Source organism: Singulisphaera chitinilytica (assembly GCF_049331405.1).
Lineage (GTDB): Bacteria > Planctomycetota > Planctomycetia > Isosphaerales > Isosphaeraceae > PoT.
On record NZ_CP186274.1, the window covers coordinates 6,768,015 to 6,785,542 of the forward strand.

Consider the following 17,528-nt stretch of genomic DNA (forward strand, 5'->3'; position numbering starts at 1 on the left):
CGACCGATGTCCCGTCAGTCCGTCCAACTCGTGATCGACGCCCGCCCGAGGGGTCCCGTCGGGCCGCTCGCCGGCGAATTGATTCAGGGACGGTCCGTGCTGGCGCATCTCGTCGAGCTTGCCCTGACGTTCGACACCAACGCGGTCCAGATCCATGCAAGGCTCGAGGATCACCCACGGCTCGAGTCGCTCCTTTCGGATCGTCAGTCGGGCCGATTCGCCTTCTCGACCGGCCCCCCCAACGAGGGTGCTGTGGTGCTGAGGACGGACAGGCTCTACGACCTGACGAAGCTCCGCCGGGTGGTGCGCCGGGGCGGCGACCCTGAGTCGGCCGTCATCTGGCGGCTCGATCAGCCTCACGGGCTCAGCGGCGCCGACGCCGAACTGAGCCGCCGACAGACCTATCAGCCGCTCGGCCGCTACTGGGCGTTGATGCCCGCGAAACGGCTGGCGCGGTCCCTCTGCCAGACCCGCGTGCGCCCCAACTGGCTGACGCTGGGTTCGGCCTCGTTGGTCCTCGGCACGGCGGCGCTGACGGCCTTCGCACCGCCCTGGACGCTCGTCTGCATCGCGTCGGCGGTCGCCCTGGCCGTGGCCCTGGTCCTCGACACGGCCGACGGCCACCTGGCTAGGCTCCAGGGGACATCGTCCGACTTCGGCCGCTGGCTCGACGGGAGCCTGGACGAGGTCGGCGACATGGCCCTGCACGCCGCGATCGCCTGGGGGACGTACGCCCAGACTGGGCACGTCGCCTGGCTGCTCCTGGGCATGCTCTATGGTATGAGCAAATACCTCTTCTTTGCGATCACCAGCTCGTCCCCCGAAGAACCCAAGCCGGGCTTGCCGAGCCAGCCCCACGTGGCCTCGTCGACGAACCTCAAGCCGGTGGCCATGCCTGCGCCCCGAACGACTCGCCTGGTCCGCCTGATCGGGCATGCCGATGTCCGCTGGCACCTCTGGATTGTGCTGGCCGCCGTCGGGCGCCTGGACCTGGCGCTCGTGGCCTACAGCCTCTATTTCCCCCTGCGGACCTCGGCGGCGGCGGCCAGGAGGGTGCTACACCATGCCTGACGCTCGCGTCTCCGCGCTCATCCTCGCCAAGAACGAGGCCGAGAACCTGCCCGACTGCATCGCCTCGGTGCGCTGGGCCGACGAGGTCATCGTCGTCGTCGACGCCGCCAGCCACGACGAGACCGAGGCGATCGCCAGGAAACTTGCCGATCGCGCGATCGTCCGCCCCTTCGACGACTTCGCCAGCCAGCGCAACGCCGCGCTGGATCTTGCGTCAGGTGATTGGGTCTTCGCCATCGACGCCGACGAGCGGGCCACCCCCGAGCTCGAGGCCGAGGCCCGTCGCAAGCTCAATGACTCCTCCGCAGGCCTGGCCGGCTACCGCGTGCCGATCCGGAGCGTGATCCTGGGCCGATCCTTCTCCTACTCGGGGACGCAATACGACTTGCCGCTCCGACTTTTCCGCCGAGGGCTCGGTCGCTGGGTGGGCGCGGTCCACGAGACGGTCGACCTGCAAGGCGATGCCGGTCAGCTCGAACAAGCGTTGAAGCATCGGACGATCCCGGATATGCAGACGTTCCTCAGGAAAATCAATGAATATACGACGCTCGAAGCCATCAAGTTCGAGCGTGAGGGCCGTCGTCCGCACCCGGTCGACCTGACGCTCCGCCCGGCCTGGACGTTCGCCAAGCTCTATCTCGGCAAACAAGGCTTCCGCGACGGCGTCGAGGGCCTGGCCTTCTGCGCCCTCTCCGGCTTCTCGGTGGCGGTTCGGCACTGGAAGCATCGCGAGCGCCTTCGACTGCGGGGGGCCTCATGACGACCTCCATCGCCCACGAATATGAGGCCGAAGTCGCCGCGCGGTTCGACGAGCTCCAGGCCCGGTTCAAGCGGGTCGTGCCCGACGACGATGCCCGGCTGCGGGCACTCGTCTCGACCCTGGAGCCGCTGCGGGGCAAGCGGATCCTCGACCTCGGTTGCGGCAAGGGGCGATTCGCGTCGAGGCTGGCCGAAGGCGGGGCCGAGGTCGTCGGGATTGACCTTTCGGCCGGGATGCTTGAAGAAGCCGAGGGCCTCAATCGCGTGCGATGCTCGGCGAGTCGGCTCCCGTTTGCGTCGGCATCCTTTGATGCGGTGGTGGCGGTCGAGGTCTTCGAGCACCTGGAGGCGATCGACCCCGCCTTATCCGAGGCGCGTCGGGTCCTCCGCGATGGCGGGATCCTCGCGATCGTCGACAAGAACGCGGCGTCGCTCAACGCGCACCGCCCCTGGCTGCCGAGCCTGGCGGTGAAGTGGATCGACCAGCGCCGAGGCCGCTGGATGTACCGCCACGACGAGCGGGTCCGCGAGCGCTGGTTCTGGCCCCGGCGATTGAGCATACGATTGAGGCGAGACTTCGAAGACGTCTCCGTCCGCTACCTGCTCTCGCCCAATGAGGCCGATCGCTGGGTCTTCCGGCAGTTCCCGGCCGCTCGCCTGATGACGGTCTGGTCGGCAAAGGTTGCCGTTGCCGGGAGGGCCGCATGAACCCGCTCACACTGTCGGGCCTGCCCCCCCTGCCGCTCCTGCTCTGGGAGACCCCGCCGGGCCTGGAGCTGATCCTCGGGCAGGAAGGGATTGCTTGCGTCCGGGCCAAGGAGACTCATCCCCTCGCATTTCGAGGTGGCCGATTCGTCCTCTACGACGGCCGCAAGGTCTCCGCGGCGAAGCTCCGATCGGCCCTCAGCCCCGAGCACGTCGCGCTCGATATCGACCTGCTCCGACGTGAGGATGGCCGCGACCCGTTCGAGGCGCTCGTCGACACGAAGGGGACCCGCGTCTCCTGGAAGGTGGACGAGGGGATCGTCACCGAACGCGTCTCGCGAGTCGCCAAGGCGGCGATCCGCCATCGCCTGATCCGCAGGCTGCGGCATGCCGTGAACCAGGCCGGTGGCGTCTGGGCGAGGCTTGCGCCGTTCCCGTTCCCCTATCGCTCGGCCTTCAACTTCCGCGCGGACCTCGACGAGTCGGTCGTGGAGGATTACGCCAGGTACGCCAGGGCGCGTCGGCCGCTCGACGATTGCTGCACGCACTTCGTCAGCACGCACGCCTATGGCCGCGAGCCCGAGGTGCTGGAGGACCTGCTGCGTTGCGACACGCAGTCGCATGGGCACTACCACTTCATCTATCGCGACCCCGAGGCCAACCGTTGGAATCTCCGCAGGGCCCGCCGGATCCTCGAGGATGCGGGGTTCGCCTCGGTCGGGTTCGCCGCCCCGCACGGACGCTGGAACCCGGGGCTGGACGCGGAGCTCGAGGATTTCGGATATCTTTATTCGTCTGACTTCCAGCTCGGCTACGACGACTTGCCCTTCTTCCCCTGGCGTGGCGACCGCTTCTCGAAGGTCCTGCAGATCCCGATCCACCCAATTTGTGAGGGGATCTTCAACGAGGCGGGGATCGACGACGGCCGGGTTGTTGCCGAACACCTCGCCCGCACGGTGATCGCCAAGATCGAGGCGGGGGAGCCGGCGTTCGTCTACGGCCACCCGGAGCGTCGGCTGGCCCGCTATCCCGAGGTCCTCGCCACGCTCGCGAGGACGATCGCGAACGAGCCGCTTCTCTGGCGTGTCACGCTCAGCGACTTCGCCAAATGGTGGCACTGGCGCCACGCCAGGCGATGGTCACTCGTGCCCAAGACCGAGGATCGGCTCGAGCTCCAGTTCGAGGAGTGGAGTGTCGAGTACCCCCTGGCGCTCGAGGTGGCCCGAGGCCAGCACGTCGCTCTGGTGCCCGTCACCGGGCCCCGGATGCTTTTGAGGCTGGAAGACCTCGCCTATGAGCGTCGCGAGCCTTCGATCAACCACATGCCGTCGACCGTCGCCTCCCCCCGGTCGGCGAGCCTGAAGGCCGCGGTGCGTGCGGCCCTCGACTGGGAGACCGTCACCCCCGTGGACGACCTCCCCACGAACCTGTTCACCGATCGCGTCAAGAAGCGGTTGCGGCAATGGCGAGGACCGCTGGGCGTGGAGGCTGCTCGATGAAGACGTCCCCGATTTACGCCTGGGCCGCGGCAAGATCCCAGGGCGCGATGCTCCCCGGCTCGATCCTCTATCACGCCCCTTCGGTCGTCTTCCAGGCGCCCGGCGGCGGCGAGAACCAGCTCGTCCAGACCGGCCGGCACCTCGAAGACCTGGGCCTGAGCATCCGCCTCTTCTCCCCCTGGCTCGACCGCATCGAGGACGCCCGGCTGCTCCACCTCTTCGGGATGTCCCGCGAGGGGCTCGAGCTGGCGAAGGTGGCCAAGGCCCGCAAAGTCCCGATCGCGCTCTCGCCGATCTGCTGGTTCGAACCCAGGGCCATCGCCGCCCTCGCGACCGACCCGATCCGTCGGGCCTGCGACCTCGCCAGGTGGGGTGTGAAGCGGCTGGCTCCGAAGGTTCCCGGCTGGCGACGCTCGCTGCTCGAACTCGCCGACGTCGTCCTGCCCAACTCCGAGGCCGAGGCGCACCAGTTGAACCGGCTCTTCGGCACGAGCCTCGCCAGGATCCGCGTGGTGCCGAACGGCGTGTCGTCGACCTTCGCCTACGCCTCGGCGACCACCTTCCGCGAGGAGTATGGCGCGGGGGACTTCGTGCTCTACACCGGGCGGATCGAGCCCCGCAAGAACGTGCTGGGGCTGATCGAGGCGGTCGCGGCACTCGGGCTTCGCCTGGTGGTGATCGGCACGGTGCCCCCAGGTCGTGAAGCTTACGCCGAGGCCTGCCGACGCGCCGGGGATGGCCTGGTCCGCTGGATGGGGACGATGGAGCACGACGACCCGAGGCTGGCCTCGGCCTTCGCGGCGGCCCGCGTTTTCGCGCTGCCGAGCTGGTTCGAGACCCCCGGCCTCGCCGCGCTCGAGGCCGCCCTGGCCGGCTGCCCGGTCGTGGTCACGCCCTACGGATGCACACGCGAATATTTCGGCGATCGGGTCGAGTATGCTCGCCCCGACCGCCCCTCGGAGATCGCCCGGGCGCTGATCCGCGCTTGGGAGCAAGGGGCCGACCCCCGCCTCGCGGCGCACGTCGGCTCGCGATATCTCTGGTCGGACGTCGCCCAGCGAACGGCGGAGGTTTATGACCAAATTGCCGGCTGAACCCAAGCCCGTTCCGATCCGACGCTACCGCTACAGCAAGCTGCGGTGGCGGGTCATGGTCCATGTCCTCGACGCCTTCGGCTCGATGGGTATGTGGCTCTGGCGCCGCTTTCGCGAGGCACCCAGGCCGGGCACCCCTCGGCGGATCCTCGTCGTGCAGCTCGACCACCTGGGCGACGCCGTCCTGACCAGCCCCATGTTGGCCAGGCTCCGCGATGCCTATCCCGAGGCCACAATCGACGTGCTCGCCTCGCCCAGCAACCTCGAGGTCTTCGAGGCCGACCCCAACGTCGACCACGTACGGCTCGCCGCCCGCAACTGGTTCGAACGCCAGTCGGGTCGCTGGGCTCTGGGCTCGGCCGTCTGGGAACTCGGGAGACGACTCCGGGGCACCGCCTACGACCTCGGCATCGACGTCCGCGGCGACATCCTCACCGTCCTCGTCCTGACCCTGGCGGGCATCCCCCGCCGCGTCGGCTGGACGATGGGGGGCGGCGGCTTCCTCCTGACGGAAGCGGCCGAGTGGATCCCCGGCCGCCACGAGGTCGAGTCGCGACTCGCGCTCCTCGACCGCCTCGGTGTCCCGGCCGAAGGCCCACCTCGCGTCGTTGTCCACGCCACCGATCGCGACCGGATCGAGGTCGGGCAATGGCTTCGCGAGGCCTGGCCCCTGCGTGAGGCCCGAGTGGCCACGCAGTCGGTGAAGGCCAGGCGTGAGTCGGGCTCGGCTCGACGCGCCAAGAGCCTGGTCGCCCCCGTCGCTACCTCGACCAGGCTCGAAGGGGACGAGGCCGACTGGCTGCACGCCGGCCGGTTCGGCTCCGAGGCGCCCCTGCTCGCCGTCCACCCCGGCGCGGGGACCTCGGCCAAGCGCTGGCCCGCGCAATACTGGCAGGCTCTGATCGGCCGCTTCCTCCAGGACGGTTGGCGTGTCATCGTGGTCGGGGGCCAGGTCGACGTGGCCGTGGCCGACTCGCTCGCGAGGCACCCGAACCTGAGGAACTGGACCGGCCGCATGACGGTCCGGCAGACGACGGCCTTCCTCGAGCGCGCGGACCTCTTCATCGGGGCCGACTCGGGGCCGGCGCACCTGGCCGCCTCGGCGGGGATCGCCTCGGTGGTGCTCTTCAGCGGCACGAACCGCTCGGCGCAATGGCGCCCCTGGTCACGACGCTCTCTGGTGCTGCGCAAGGAGGTCCCCTGCCGACCTTGCCACCACAAGACCTGCCCGCTCGCCGACCACCCTTGCATGACCGGGCTCAAGCCCGAGCGAGTGTATAAGGCGTCGAAGAGGTGGTGGGCACGCCTGCACCGCGAGGAGTCGCCCCATGCCCCGATCTGAGGACACAGGCCGGCGGATCGACTGGCGAGGCTGGCTGATGCTCGCCTGGGTCCTCTGGTTCGGCGGCCTCTATGCGAAGATGATTGTCGAGCGACGCGGGGCGAAGTTCCGGGCGATCGTCGGGGCGTCGAGCAAGGACTCAGGGATCAAGAGCGATCGTCGACCCGATACTTCTCCAGGGCCTCGCGGTTGAGCGTGTAACCGAGGCCCGGCTTGGTGGGCAACTCGAGCTGTCCGTCCACGATGCGGAAGTCCTCGACGAGCAACTCGCGGCGGAGCGGCGACTCGGCCAGTTCGCTCGGCATGAACTCGATGTAGGGGCAGTTCTCGGCGACCGCGGCCATGTGGGCGCTGGCGGCGATGCCGAGGCCGGTCTTCCAGCAGTGCGGGACGACCGAAAGGCCTCGCTCGGCGGCGAGCTTGCAGACGCGCATCGCCTCGGTGAAGCCGCCGACCCGCCCGAGGTCGGGCTGGAGGACGTCGACCTTCCCCTGGTCGGCGAGGTCGAGGAACTCGAAGTGGGTGTTCTGCCACTCCCCGGCGGCGATCGGGATCGGCGAGCGCTCGTGCAGGAAGGCATGCCCCTTCAAGTCGTCGATGTCGATGGGGGTCTCGATGAAGGCGAGATCGTAAGGGGCGAGCCGCTCGATCACGCCCAGCGCCGTCTCGGCGTCGGGCCAGGCGTAGGCGACGTCGACCATCATCACGAGGTCGGGGCCGACCGCCTTGCGACATTCGGCGACGACCTCGACGATCGCCTCGTTCGGCTCCTGCAGGCCGTTGTGGCTGTACGGGCCGTTGAGGCAGACCTCGAGCTTGGCCGCGCGGAAGCCCAGCTCCTTCGTCTTCCTCACCTTGGCGACGAGGGAGTCGGTGTATTCCTGGAGGGTCCAGCCCGTCGGCAGGAGTGACGCATAGGGCGTCACGGGTCGGGGGCCTTCGCCGAGGAGCTTCCAGATCGGCACGCCGAGGGCCTGCGCCTTGATGTCCCAGAGGGCGATGTCGATGGCGCCGAGGGCGCAGATCAGTGCCCCGCGCCGGCCGGTCATCTTGGAGCCGCTGTAGAGGGTCTCCCAGACCTTCTCGGGCTCCATCGGGTCGGCGCCCAGCAGCATTTCCTGGAGGCCTCGCCCCATGCAGTGGGTGCCCCGGGCCTTGATGCACTCGCGGGCCACCCAGGGGTTCGTGTCAGTCTCGCCCACGCCGACGATCCCCTCGTCGGTGTGGACCTCCACGATCAGGTCGTCCTGGGCCGACGAGCAGGCCTCGGAGCTGTAGTCGGGGGCGAGTAGGATGTGGAGGTCGATTCCCGTGATCTTCATGTCGGTCGCCTGGAGCCATCTCGATCGGTGCGGGCGGGACGCGAGTCGAGACGAATGTAGCGGCCGGGCCCGGCGAATGCCAGGATCAAGCCGGGCCCGGATCCTGGCGACGACGTGAGGTGCGGATCAGCGCGAGCGGGCGAGCGTCGGGGCCGGGGCGGGCTTGTCGATGATGAGCCGGTCGACCTCGCGGCCTTCGAGATCCCAGGTGCGGTAGGTCAACCGATTCTGGGTCGCGTCGATGTCGATGGTCTGATAGGTCGAGACCTGACTGAAGCTGGTCGCGGTGTAGTCCCTTGGGTCCACGTCGCAGTACTTCTCGCCCGAGACGGAGACGACGTACGTGGTCCCCAGGGCGTTCGACTCCACCGGGCGATTGCCGTGCATCGGGTAGGTGCGGAGGTACGCGTGGTCGTGCCCCTGGAAGACCATGTCGACGTGGTGCTTGTCGATGACCGGCACCCAGGCCTCGCGGAGCGCCGGGTTCTGCCGGGTCGGGTGCGAGGCGTAGATCGGGTGGTGGAACATCACGAACTTCCAGGTGGCCCGCGTCCGGGCGAGGATCGTGTCGAGCCAGTCCGCCTGGGCCTGGGCGGCGTCGGCGTCGAAGACGGCCCTCGTGCTGTCGAGCACCGCGATCAGGCTGTCGCCATACTCGAACGAGTAGACGAGCTTGGGGTCGGAGTTCGCCGGGCCGTTGCGGGGCAGGTCGAAGTTGGTGGAGTAGAGCCAGGGGCCGCGGTCGAGGTACTCGTGGTTCCCCACGCAGGGCATGAGCGGGAGCCTGTCGAAGACCCCCTCGGCCCGCAGGAAGAAGTGGTCCCAGTTCGTCCGCTCGTTGCCCCGGTCCACGAGGTCGCCGGCCAGCAGCAGGAAGCCGGCGTCGGGATTCCGCTCGCGGGCCTTGTGCAGGAGTTTGCCCCAGCCTTCGAGGCCGCACTGGGCGTCGCCCATGTAGAGAAATCGGTAGTCGCGGACCTGCACAGGGGCGGTCCTCACCGCTTGCCAGCGGGTCCAGCCTTCAGCCGAGCCGTCACCGACTGCGTAGAGGTAACGCCGATCCGGCTCGAGCCCGTCGACCGTGACGCGGTGGCGCCGGACGACGGGGTCGTTGAGGAGTTCCCGGATCTCGACGCGGGTCGAGTCGCCGCAAAGGGTGCGGATCGAGAGCGAGTCGTGGGGTTCGGACTCCATGCCAACGGCCGGGGCGATCCGGAGCGCCGTGTGCTTCACGGCCTCGCTCGTGCGCCAGGTCCAGGACAGGCTCCGGGCCGGGTCGTTGCCGAAGGCGATGGCGACCTGATCGGGGGCCGAGCCGGAGACGACGTGCGTCTTCCAGACCCGCCCCTTCGCCAGGACGGTGGAGTTCCTCGCGTCATGCGGGGTCCGCAGAAGGCTCGCGCCCCGGAGCATCTCCGGCAGCCTCTCGATCCTGGTCTCGTGCCCCGAGGTCGTGCTGACCCCTTTACCCGCTGTTGCGACGGAGACGGCCTCGGGCGAGAGCTTCGTGATCGAGAGCGTTCCCCCCGTCGCAGGTCGCACAAAGGCGACGTAGTGCGAAGGGGATGCCCGGTCGAGCCCGTTCACCCCCAGGCCGATCCAGCCGGGCTCGAACCGCTTGCGGAAGATGGGCCAGTCCTCTCCCTCGATCCGCAACGTCTCCGAGACCCTGACGTATTTCTGGTCGGCCAGCCAGAAGGGGATCGCCGAGGGGCTGGCGGCGATCTCGACGATGGCCGGGCGATCCACCTCGAAGCGGAGGTAGCCGCGGCCGAGTGCATCGCGCTCCTCGTCGTTGAGCGCATTCAGGACCATCGCGCCATGAGGCGCGAGTTTCGAGAGCTCGGCCGCCGATCTCGTCTCGCTCAGGCGCTTGCCGATCGAGCTGAGCGTCTCGTCGGCCGAGGGAAGTTGATCGACGGGGATCTTACCTCCGCAGGCGGGCAGCATGAGGGCTGCGAGCAGGATCGGCACCAAGCATCGGACTGTGCACGAGCGTTCCATGCTCGAACCCCTTCCCTGGGCGCTGGAGGACGAGGACTTACCGAACACGTACATAACGGAATTCGTCCCGGCCTCAAAGAGCGAATTCCTTGAGTTTTCCGGGCTTTCCTCGCATTCGATCGCCAAAGCTTCGATTGACGATAGGCCTTCCTGGCTCAGGCCCCGATGGCATCTAAACTGGGGGTCCAGATCGCGCGTTTGAGCAATGGTTTTCTCGATGACGGCTTGGCCGTGATCGATCGAAGTTCCTGGCTCAACACTCGGATCTCATTCGAGGCCTGGATCGCTCGCAAGGGTTGTAGGGGTACAGCGGCCTGCGAGGCTCTCGCGGAGTGGGCCGTTTTGCGGCGAACTCCGGATTTGCATGCCACAATTGTCCATGTTCCGACCTGTGCCGATGGCGTCAGGTGGTCCCTTTCGGCCGGATGATCGGGGATCGGCGGCGACGGGATGGCTCCGCACCCGAAGTCCGTGACAGGGATGTGTCGTCGGGCGCGCGGATTGCTGTTCCCACTCCCAATTTTGTCATTGCATCTGAATAAAGAATTGCTGAGAGGCCCCATGCCCAAGATCTCGAACTTGCTCCAAGGCGATCCCGAACCGCTCGGCTCGACGGTGACGCCCGAGGGGATCAACTTTGCTTTCCAATCCGCCTCCGCGACCCGGCTCGAACTCCTCTTGTTTGATAATATCGCCGATCAACGACCGAGCCAGGTGATCCCGCTCTCGCCCGAGACCAACCGGACCGGCGATATTTGGCACATCTTCGTCGAGGGATTGCCGAACAAGACCCTGTACAATATCCGGGTCGACGGCCCCTACAACCCGGCCTCGAACGGGACGCGCTGCAACGTCGCCAAGACGCTGCTCGATCCCTATGCTGTGGCCGTGACTGGGGACTTCTACTGGCAGCCGGGCGATGCCCTCGGGTACGACAACACCGATCCCGAGGATCCGGACCGTCACCTCCGCCCCAGCCATGTGGATAATGTGGCGGGAGCCCCGCGCTGCGTGGCCTATCGGAGCGACTTCGACTGGGAGGAGGACCGTCACCCGGACATCCCCATCGAAGAGTCGATTATCTACGAGGTCAACGTCCGCGGCTTCACCCGGCACCATTCGTCCGAGAGCGACCTGGCCGGCACCTATCGCGGGTTCATCGAGAAGATCCCGTATCTCAAGGAGCTGGGGGTCACGGCGGTCGAGCTGCTGCCGATCATGGAGTTCGACCAGTTCGACGGCCCCTTCCGCGACCCCGAGACGGGCGAGCGATTGGCGAACGCCTGGGGCTACAACACGGTCGCCTTCTTCGCCCCCGAGTCGCATTACAGCTACTACGGCAAGCTCGGCCAGCAGGTCGACGAGTTCAAGATGCTCGTCCGCGAGCTGCACAAGAACAACATCGAGGTGATCCTCGACGTGGTGTTCAACCACACGCGCGAGGGGAATCACTACGGCCCGACGGTCAGCTTCAAGGGCCTGGACAACAACATCTACTACATGCTGGCCCCGAAGCCGGAGTTCTACAACGACTTCACCGGCTGCGGCAACACGCTGAACTGCAATCACCCGGTCGTCCGGAAGTTCATCCTCGATTGCCTCCGTTACTGGGTCACGGAGATGCACGTCGACGGCTTCCGCTTCGACCTCGCGGCGGTCTTCGCCGTCGACGTGGATCAGCAGGAGAAGGGCAAGACGCCAATCATCCACGAGATCGAGACCGACCCGGTCCTTTCCCGGATCAAGCTGATCGCCGAGCCCTGGAGCATCCGCCAGTATCGGCTCGGCAGTTTCTCCGACCGGCGCTGGGCCGAGTGGAACGGCAAGTTCCGCGACACGGTCCGCAAGTTCGTGAAGGGGGATGCGGGCGTTACCGGCGAGCTCGCCACGCGGATCGCCGGCTCGTACGACCTCTTCTCGCCGAGCCCCGACTCGGAACGCTCGCCGTTCCATAGCATTAACTTCGTCTCCTGCCACGACGGCTTCACGCTCAACGACCTCGTCTCCTACAACGAGAAGCACAACCATCGCAACGGCGAGGGCAACCGCGACGGGGCCAACGACAACGAGAGCTGGAACTGCGGCTACGAGGGGGAACTCGCGAATGCAGACCTCCCCGAGGAGGAGAAGGCCGCCATCGACCAGCTCCGTCGCCAGCAGATCAAGAACTTCCTGTCCCTCCTCTTCCTCTCGCAGGGCACGCCCATGCTGCTCTACGGGGACGAGATGAGGCGCACTTCGGAAGGCAACAATAACGTCGTCTTCCAGGACAACTCCCTGAACTGGATCAACTGGGAGTTCGCCAAGAAGCACTCCGAGATCCTCCGGTTCACGAAGCTCATCATCGCCTTCCGCAAGCGACACCAGATCGTCCGCCGCTGGCGATACCTCACGGGCGACGAGGTCGAGACGCCGATCCTCCGCAACATCAACTGGCACGGCGTCCGGCCCGCCGAGGCCGACTTTTCCGAGTCGTCGCGATTCCTGGCATGGGAGCTCGAGGCCTTCCAGACCGACCAGCGCTCGGACGTCCCCATCTACGTCGCGGCGAACTCGTTCTGGGAGCCCTTGACGGTGGAGCTTCCCCCGATCGAGGGCCGCCGCTGGTATAGAGTGGTCGACACCTCCCTGCCCCCCGGCGAGGATATCGTCCCCGAGGAAGAAGCCTTCTTCCTGCCCGAGACGAGCTATACCGTGCGGCCCCGCTCTACCATCGTGCTGGTCGCAAAGTGATGATGTGCTGATATCATGAAGCGAACGAGGCGGGATAATCAGTCCCGCCTCGTTCGCTTTGTTTCGTCGATTGGCGACAGGATTCGTCATCAATCGATGTAGATGAACTCGTTGGTGTTGAGTAATGCCAGGCAGAGGTGGGACCACGACGGGTCCTGAGCCAGGAAGGCACGGCCGAGTTCGAGCTCGAAGGCGTCGGGCTCCCGGCTGAACGCCAGGAGATACGCGAGCCGGAGGCGGGCCTCGATGTCGTGGGGGAAAGCGTGTTCGAGCCGTGCGGCCATGCCCTGGGCCGATTCGCTGGCGAACTCGCTATTCAGGAGGGATAGGGCCTGGGGCGCGATTGTCGTCACGGCGCGTTGCGGGCAGCTCGCGTTGGTGTCGGGGCGGTCGAAGGCCTCGAAGAAGGGATATCTGAGGTTGCGCCGGACGAAGACGTAGAGGCTGCGACGGTCGCGTTGATGTTCATCTGCCGAGACGGGCCAGACGGCGCCCTTGCTGCTCAACTTCGTCAGTTCGGCGGGGAGCTTGGGGAAGACCGGCGGCCCTCCCATCCCCGCTTGAAGCTGACCCGAGGCGGCGAGGAGGCTGTCGCGGATCGCCTCGCCATCCAGGCGTTGTCGTCGATAGCGCCAGAGCTGCTGGCCTTCGGGATCGACGGCGAGCCCCTTCGCCTGCGGGCGCGAGGACTGGCGATATGTCGCGCTCGTGACGAGGAGCCGGTGCATCGCCTTGAGGCTCCAACCCCGCTCGACGAATTCCGAGGCGAGCCAGTCGAGCAACTCGGGATGCGACGGCTCGGCCCCCATGATGCCGAAGTCACTCGGCGTCGCGACAAGTCCGCGGCCAAAATGATGCTGCCAGAGCCGGTTGACCAGGACGCGAGACGTTAGCGGGTGGTCCGGCTTCGCAAGCCAATCGGCCAGCGTCGACCGTCGCCCGCTGGATTTGGGGAATGTCGGGATCGTCGGCTCCGGTCCCGGCTCGATGGCGGGTGGAAACCCGGGGGTGACCTCCGGCCCCTTCATGTTGAAATCGCCTCGCTTCAACAGATACGTGGGCGAAGGCTTCGCGCCGTCCTCATCGATTCCCCGGGCGATCGGGAGCCGCGCAGGGGGCGACTTCTGGCGGCGATCGACTTCGGCCAGGAGCAACTGCCGGATCCGGGCCGTGGTCGGGTCGAATGCCAGAGTCCAGGCGCGGGGTCGGATGCGACGGTCGTGGCGCAGCGCGTCGAAGACCATCGCGACGTCATGCGCGTTCCGCTCATTCTCGGGCTTCTGGAAGGCGGCGACCACGTCGTCATTGAGTCCCCTGGGGACTCCCGCCGCGAAGATGCGGCGCACCTGAGATTCGAGGCCGATCAGGCTTTTTTGCAGGTCGGCGGTTTCGCGCAACCAGCGCTCAAGGCCTTGCTCGTGCTCGATCCGCTCGGCGCGAGAGGCCACGGGGTAGTCGTCGCGGAATCGCGCGGGGCCGAAGAACGATTGGAGCCGATAGAAGTCGACCTGACGGATCGGGTCGGTCTTGTGGTCGTGGCAGCGGGCGCAGCCGATCGTCAGGCCGAGGAAGGCCAGGCCCGTCGTCTCGGTGATGTCGTTGAGCGCGTTCTGCCGCCGGAGGCCCTGGTCGTTGAGGTCGACCATGTCGGGATAGCAGCGGTTGAATCCCGTGGCGATGAAGGCCGAAGGGTCGTCGGGGGCGGCCTCGTCCCCGGCGAGTTGCAGGCGCATGAAGGCGTCGTAAGGGAGGTCGCGGTTCAGGGCGGCGACGACCCAGTCGCGATAGCGCCAGGCATCGTCGCGGGCCTGGTCGAACTCGAAGCCGTCGGTGTCGGCGTAGCGAGCCAGGTCGAGCCAGTGCTGGGCCCAGCGCTCGCCGTATCGAGGGCTCGCCAGCATGCGGTCGACGGCTTTCTCATAAGCATCGGCCGAGCGGTCGGTGAGGAACCGTTTCAAGTCCTCGACATCGGGGGGCAGCCCGGTCAGGTCGAACGCGAGTCTCCGCAGCAAGGTGGCGCGGTCGGCCTCGGGCGAGGGTTCCAGCCCTTCCTCCTCGAGGCGGGCGAGGATAAAGGCGTCGATCGGGTTCCGAGCCCAGCCGCGATGCTCGACCTCCGGCAAGGGGGGGCGCTTCGGGGGCACAAAGGCCCAGTGCGTCTCATCTTTACCCGCCGAGGCCTTCTCTTCGGCGAATGAGAGAACACCGACGAGCGACGCACCCAGCAGGGCGAGACTTCGAAGGCTCCATCTCAAGGCAAAGGAGTCGTCCTGGCCAGTCATCGATGAGCCCCCGAGGTCAGGCGAGAATTCCCTGGACGACCTTGCCGGCCGTGTCGGTGAGGCGTTCTTCCCGGCCGTTGACCGGGTAGGTGAGCCGGGTGTGGTCGAGCCCCATCAGGTGCAGGATCGTGGCATGGAGGTCGTGGACGTGGACGCGGTCGACCTCGGCGCGGAGGCCTACGGCATCGGTCTCGCCGAAGACGGTCCCCCCCTTGATGCCCGCGCCCGCGAACCAGTACGCGAACCCGTGCGGGTTGTGGTCGCGGCCCTTCCCCTGCTCCGACATCGGCATCCGGCCGAACTCGCCGCCCCAGACGACGAGCGTGGAGTCGAGCAGCCCTCGGCTCTTGAGATCGGTCAGGAGCCCGGCGACAGGGCGATCGGTCCTCGCGGCCATTGCCAGATGATTGGCCTCGACGTCATAGTGGGCGTCCCAGCCGTTGACGTCTCCCGAGTAGAGCTGCACGAAGCGGACCCCGCGCTCGACGAGCCGCCGAGCCAGGAGGCAACGCGTGCCGAAGTCCTCGGTCGTGCGATCGTCGAGCCCGTAGAGTGAGCGAGTCGCGGCCGACTCCCGGCTCAGGTCCACGGCCTCGGGCGCCGCGCTCTGCATGCGGTAGGCGAGTTCGTACGACTCGATCCGGGCGGTCAGCTCGGCGTCGTCTCCGACGCGCTCGAGGTGATGAGTGTTGAGGCCCCTGGCCAGGTCGAGCATGCCCCGTTGTTCCTGCCTCGAGACGGTCTGATGCGGGCGGAGGTCGAGGATCGGACTCGCGCCGCCTCGCATGATGGTCCCCTGATGGCTCGCGGGCAGGAAGCCGGCGCCATATGCGGGAGGTCCTCCCTTGATGCCACCCCTCGGGTCGGGCAGGACCACGAAGGCGGGGAGGTCCTGGTTCTCGGTCCCGAGCCCGTAACTGACCCAACTGCCGAGGCTTGCCTTCCCCATCAGGGTCGAGCCGGTGTTGATCTGGTAGACGGCCTGCGGGTGGTTGACGCTGTCCGCCCAGCACGAGCGGACCACCGCGAGGTCGTCGGCGCAGTGGTGCAGGTGCGGGAAGAGGTCGGAGATCTCGAGCCCGCTCTCCCCGCAACGAGCAAAGGTCCGCCGAGTGGCGAGCAGCGGATTGGCCGCGACCTTCCGGCGTGTGGCCACCATCCCGAAACTAGCGGGTAGAGGCTGGCCGGCGAGTCGCTGCAATTCCGGCTTGGGATCGAAGGTCTCGAGGTGGCTGGGGCCGCCGTGCATGAACAGGAAGATGACCCGCTTCGCTTTGGGCGGGAAATGCGGCACCTGCGGTGTGCTCGGGGATTCAGCGGCGCGAGCCAGGTCGTTCTGCAGCAGCCACGACAGGGCGAGCGAGCCGAACCCCGCGCCGGCTTCTTTCAGGAAGGAACGTCGCGAGTTCGTGGAAGAATCCTCGTGATCGCTTAACTGTGGCCGCATGCGTGCCTCGCGTTGGTCACGATGGCTCCGGTCCAGACGGATCAACCTTCGTCCGATACACTACCACGAAGTCGGCAAGCTCGCACGAGTCATGCGATTCTTGCGGATCTGGTGTCGTGGCAGAAGGGTTCGAGCCGTGTCGCTTCGTGTTGTCGCCTGGACGGTGGGGGCTGGTCTGGGGGCCCTCGCCTGGACCGTGTTGGAAAAGACCCCCTGGGCGTCCCTCGGCGGTATGGTCGCGCTGGCTTGCCTCGTGATGTCGGGGATGGTCGGAGAACTTGCTTCCTCGATTCGATCGATGCGGCGAGACACTCGGGCCGCCGGATCCGAGGGGCGTCGTATGCCCGATGGCGTCGTGGACGTCGCCGAACTCAGCGGGCTGATCGGCAAGGTCAACGAGGTCGACCCGCGGTTCGAGGCGTTCGTGCGGGTCGACGCGACGCCGGAGGTAAGATCCGAGTATTATCATTCAAGTCGGCGTCGCGAACTGCCGAACCTGCTGGGTCGCGTGCTGATCACCTCGGTCTTCATCGGCCGAGACGGCCGGGCCTGGTCGGATGAGGAGACCGCCGAGTCGCACACCGCCCTGCTCCGAGCCGGGCGCTGGCTCGAGAACCAGGCGATACGCTACGACGTCCCCTTGAACGTGAGCCTGGCGAAGACTTACTTCGTCGCCGAACTGGAGGATGACGACGATGAGGAGGTCGAGGTGACGTTCATGCCCAGGGGGATCGGCGAGGGCCCCATCGAGGCCCATTCCGTCACCAAGGCCCTGGTCGACATGAGTCGCGCGGCGTCGCAACTCGGTTTCGAGAACGCACAAACATGGCTCGCCGGGATCAATCCCCGGGTCGAGGCTGATGCCTATGTCTGGATCCTCCATCCGCTCCGGATGGGACGATCGTTCGCGATCCCGGCCGACGTCAGCGAACTCGACGGGGTGAGCCTCGCCATCAGCTACGCCCGGGAAGCCAACTTTCCCGAGCCGTTGCTCGGACTCCCTCGCACCGACCCGGCCACGATCGTGCACGAGTTGATGCATCTCTTCGGCGCGATGGACAAGTACGGCGTCCCGCTCTCTTCATTCCCGAGACATCAGGTCACTTCGCAGGACGTGATGCGGCTGAGCCAGTCGCGGCTCTCGCAGTTGCGGGTCGATCCTCTCACAGCCTTCGAGGTCGGGTGGGGTTCGGGTCGAGGGGCGACGGTCATGCCCTTCGATCGGCGAGATTGAGGTGGAGGAGGAGATGCAGGGAATGAAAACAAGCCG

The 17,528-nt window shown here is 67.0% G+C and carries 13 protein-coding genes; 9 read left to right on the forward strand and 4 right to left on the reverse strand.

Features of this window, described 5'->3' with window-relative positions; genetic code table 11:
- Positions 1-6 precede the first annotated feature (6 nt).
- Genes ACOYYX_RS26660 through ACOYYX_RS26690 form a run of 7 tightly spaced genes read left to right on the forward strand, consistent with a single transcriptional unit; the run spans position 7 to position 6,663 of the window.
- Positions 7-1,071, forward strand: a complete 1,065-nt coding sequence (locus tag ACOYYX_RS26660) for a CDP-alcohol phosphatidyltransferase family protein (RefSeq protein ID WP_422925340.1) — start codon at positions 7-9, stop codon at positions 1,069-1,071.
- On the forward strand, positions 1,064-1,831 hold the full coding sequence (locus ACOYYX_RS26665; RefSeq protein ID WP_422925342.1) for a glycosyltransferase family 2 protein: 768 nt from the start codon (positions 1,064-1,066) through the stop codon (positions 1,829-1,831). The genes ACOYYX_RS26660 and ACOYYX_RS26665 overlap by 8 nt, the downstream gene beginning before the upstream one ends.
- Positions 1,828-2,538, forward strand: a complete 711-nt coding sequence (locus ACOYYX_RS26670; protein WP_422925344.1) for a class I SAM-dependent methyltransferase — start codon at positions 1,828-1,830, stop codon at positions 2,536-2,538. The genes ACOYYX_RS26665 and ACOYYX_RS26670 overlap by 4 nt, the downstream gene beginning before the upstream one ends.
- The gene (locus ACOYYX_RS26675) at positions 2,535-4,034 is read left to right on the forward strand and encodes a hypothetical protein (RefSeq protein WP_422925346.1); all 1,500 of its coding nucleotides are present in this window, start codon (positions 2,535-2,537) and stop codon (positions 4,032-4,034) included. Before ACOYYX_RS26670 ends, ACOYYX_RS26675 begins: the two co-directional genes overlap by 4 nt.
- Positions 4,031-5,128 (forward strand): glycosyltransferase family 4 protein, encoded by a 1,098-nt coding sequence (locus tag ACOYYX_RS26680; RefSeq protein WP_422925348.1) that lies wholly within the window; start codon positions 4,031-4,033, stop codon positions 5,126-5,128. The genes ACOYYX_RS26675 and ACOYYX_RS26680 overlap by 4 nt, the downstream gene beginning before the upstream one ends.
- Positions 5,109-6,470: a glycosyltransferase family 9 protein gene (locus tag ACOYYX_RS26685; protein WP_422925349.1), complete on the forward strand. Its 1,362-nt coding sequence runs from the start codon at positions 5,109-5,111 to the stop codon at positions 6,468-6,470. The genes ACOYYX_RS26680 and ACOYYX_RS26685 overlap by 20 nt, the downstream gene beginning before the upstream one ends.
- The gene (locus tag ACOYYX_RS26690; RefSeq protein WP_422925351.1) at positions 6,457-6,663 is read left to right on the forward strand and encodes a hypothetical protein; all 207 of its coding nucleotides are present in this window, start codon (positions 6,457-6,459) and stop codon (positions 6,661-6,663) included. The genes ACOYYX_RS26685 and ACOYYX_RS26690 overlap by 14 nt, the downstream gene beginning before the upstream one ends.
- Here ACOYYX_RS26690 and ACOYYX_RS26695 read toward each other — a convergent pair.
- Positions 6,617-7,792, reverse strand: a complete 1,176-nt coding sequence (locus ACOYYX_RS26695) for a mandelate racemase/muconate lactonizing enzyme family protein (RefSeq protein ID WP_422925353.1) — start codon at positions 7,790-7,792, stop codon at positions 6,617-6,619. The genes ACOYYX_RS26690 and ACOYYX_RS26695 overlap by 47 nt on opposite strands.
- A gap of 126 nt (positions 7,793-7,918) precedes the next feature.
- On the reverse strand, positions 7,919-9,796 hold the full coding sequence (locus tag ACOYYX_RS26700; RefSeq protein ID WP_422925355.1) for a metallophosphoesterase: 1,878 nt from the start codon (positions 9,794-9,796) through the stop codon (positions 7,919-7,921).
- A 561-nt stretch (positions 9,797-10,357) separates the two neighbouring features.
- On the opposite strand from ACOYYX_RS26700, the gene glgX reads away from it, so the two are divergent.
- On the forward strand, positions 10,358-12,529 hold the full coding sequence (glgX, locus tag ACOYYX_RS26705) for a glycogen debranching protein GlgX (RefSeq protein ID WP_422925357.1): 2,172 nt from the start codon (positions 10,358-10,360) through the stop codon (positions 12,527-12,529).
- A gap of 89 nt (positions 12,530-12,618) precedes the next feature.
- Here glgX and ACOYYX_RS26710 read toward each other — a convergent pair whose 3' ends face one another.
- On the reverse strand, positions 12,619-14,811 hold the full coding sequence (locus ACOYYX_RS26710; RefSeq protein WP_422925359.1) for a DUF1549 and DUF1553 domain-containing protein: 2,193 nt from the start codon (positions 14,809-14,811) through the stop codon (positions 12,619-12,621).
- Between the two features lie 16 nt (positions 14,812-14,827).
- Positions 14,828-16,258 (reverse strand): DUF1501 domain-containing protein, encoded by a 1,431-nt coding sequence (locus tag ACOYYX_RS26715; protein WP_422925361.1) that lies wholly within the window; start codon positions 16,256-16,258, stop codon positions 14,828-14,830.
- Between the two features lie 136 nt (positions 16,259-16,394).
- Between ACOYYX_RS26715 and ACOYYX_RS26720 the strand changes: the two genes are divergently transcribed.
- Positions 16,395-17,492: a hypothetical protein gene (locus ACOYYX_RS26720; protein ID WP_422925363.1), complete on the forward strand. Its 1,098-nt coding sequence runs from the start codon at positions 16,395-16,397 to the stop codon at positions 17,490-17,492.
- Positions 17,493-17,528: the final 36 nt, after the last annotated feature.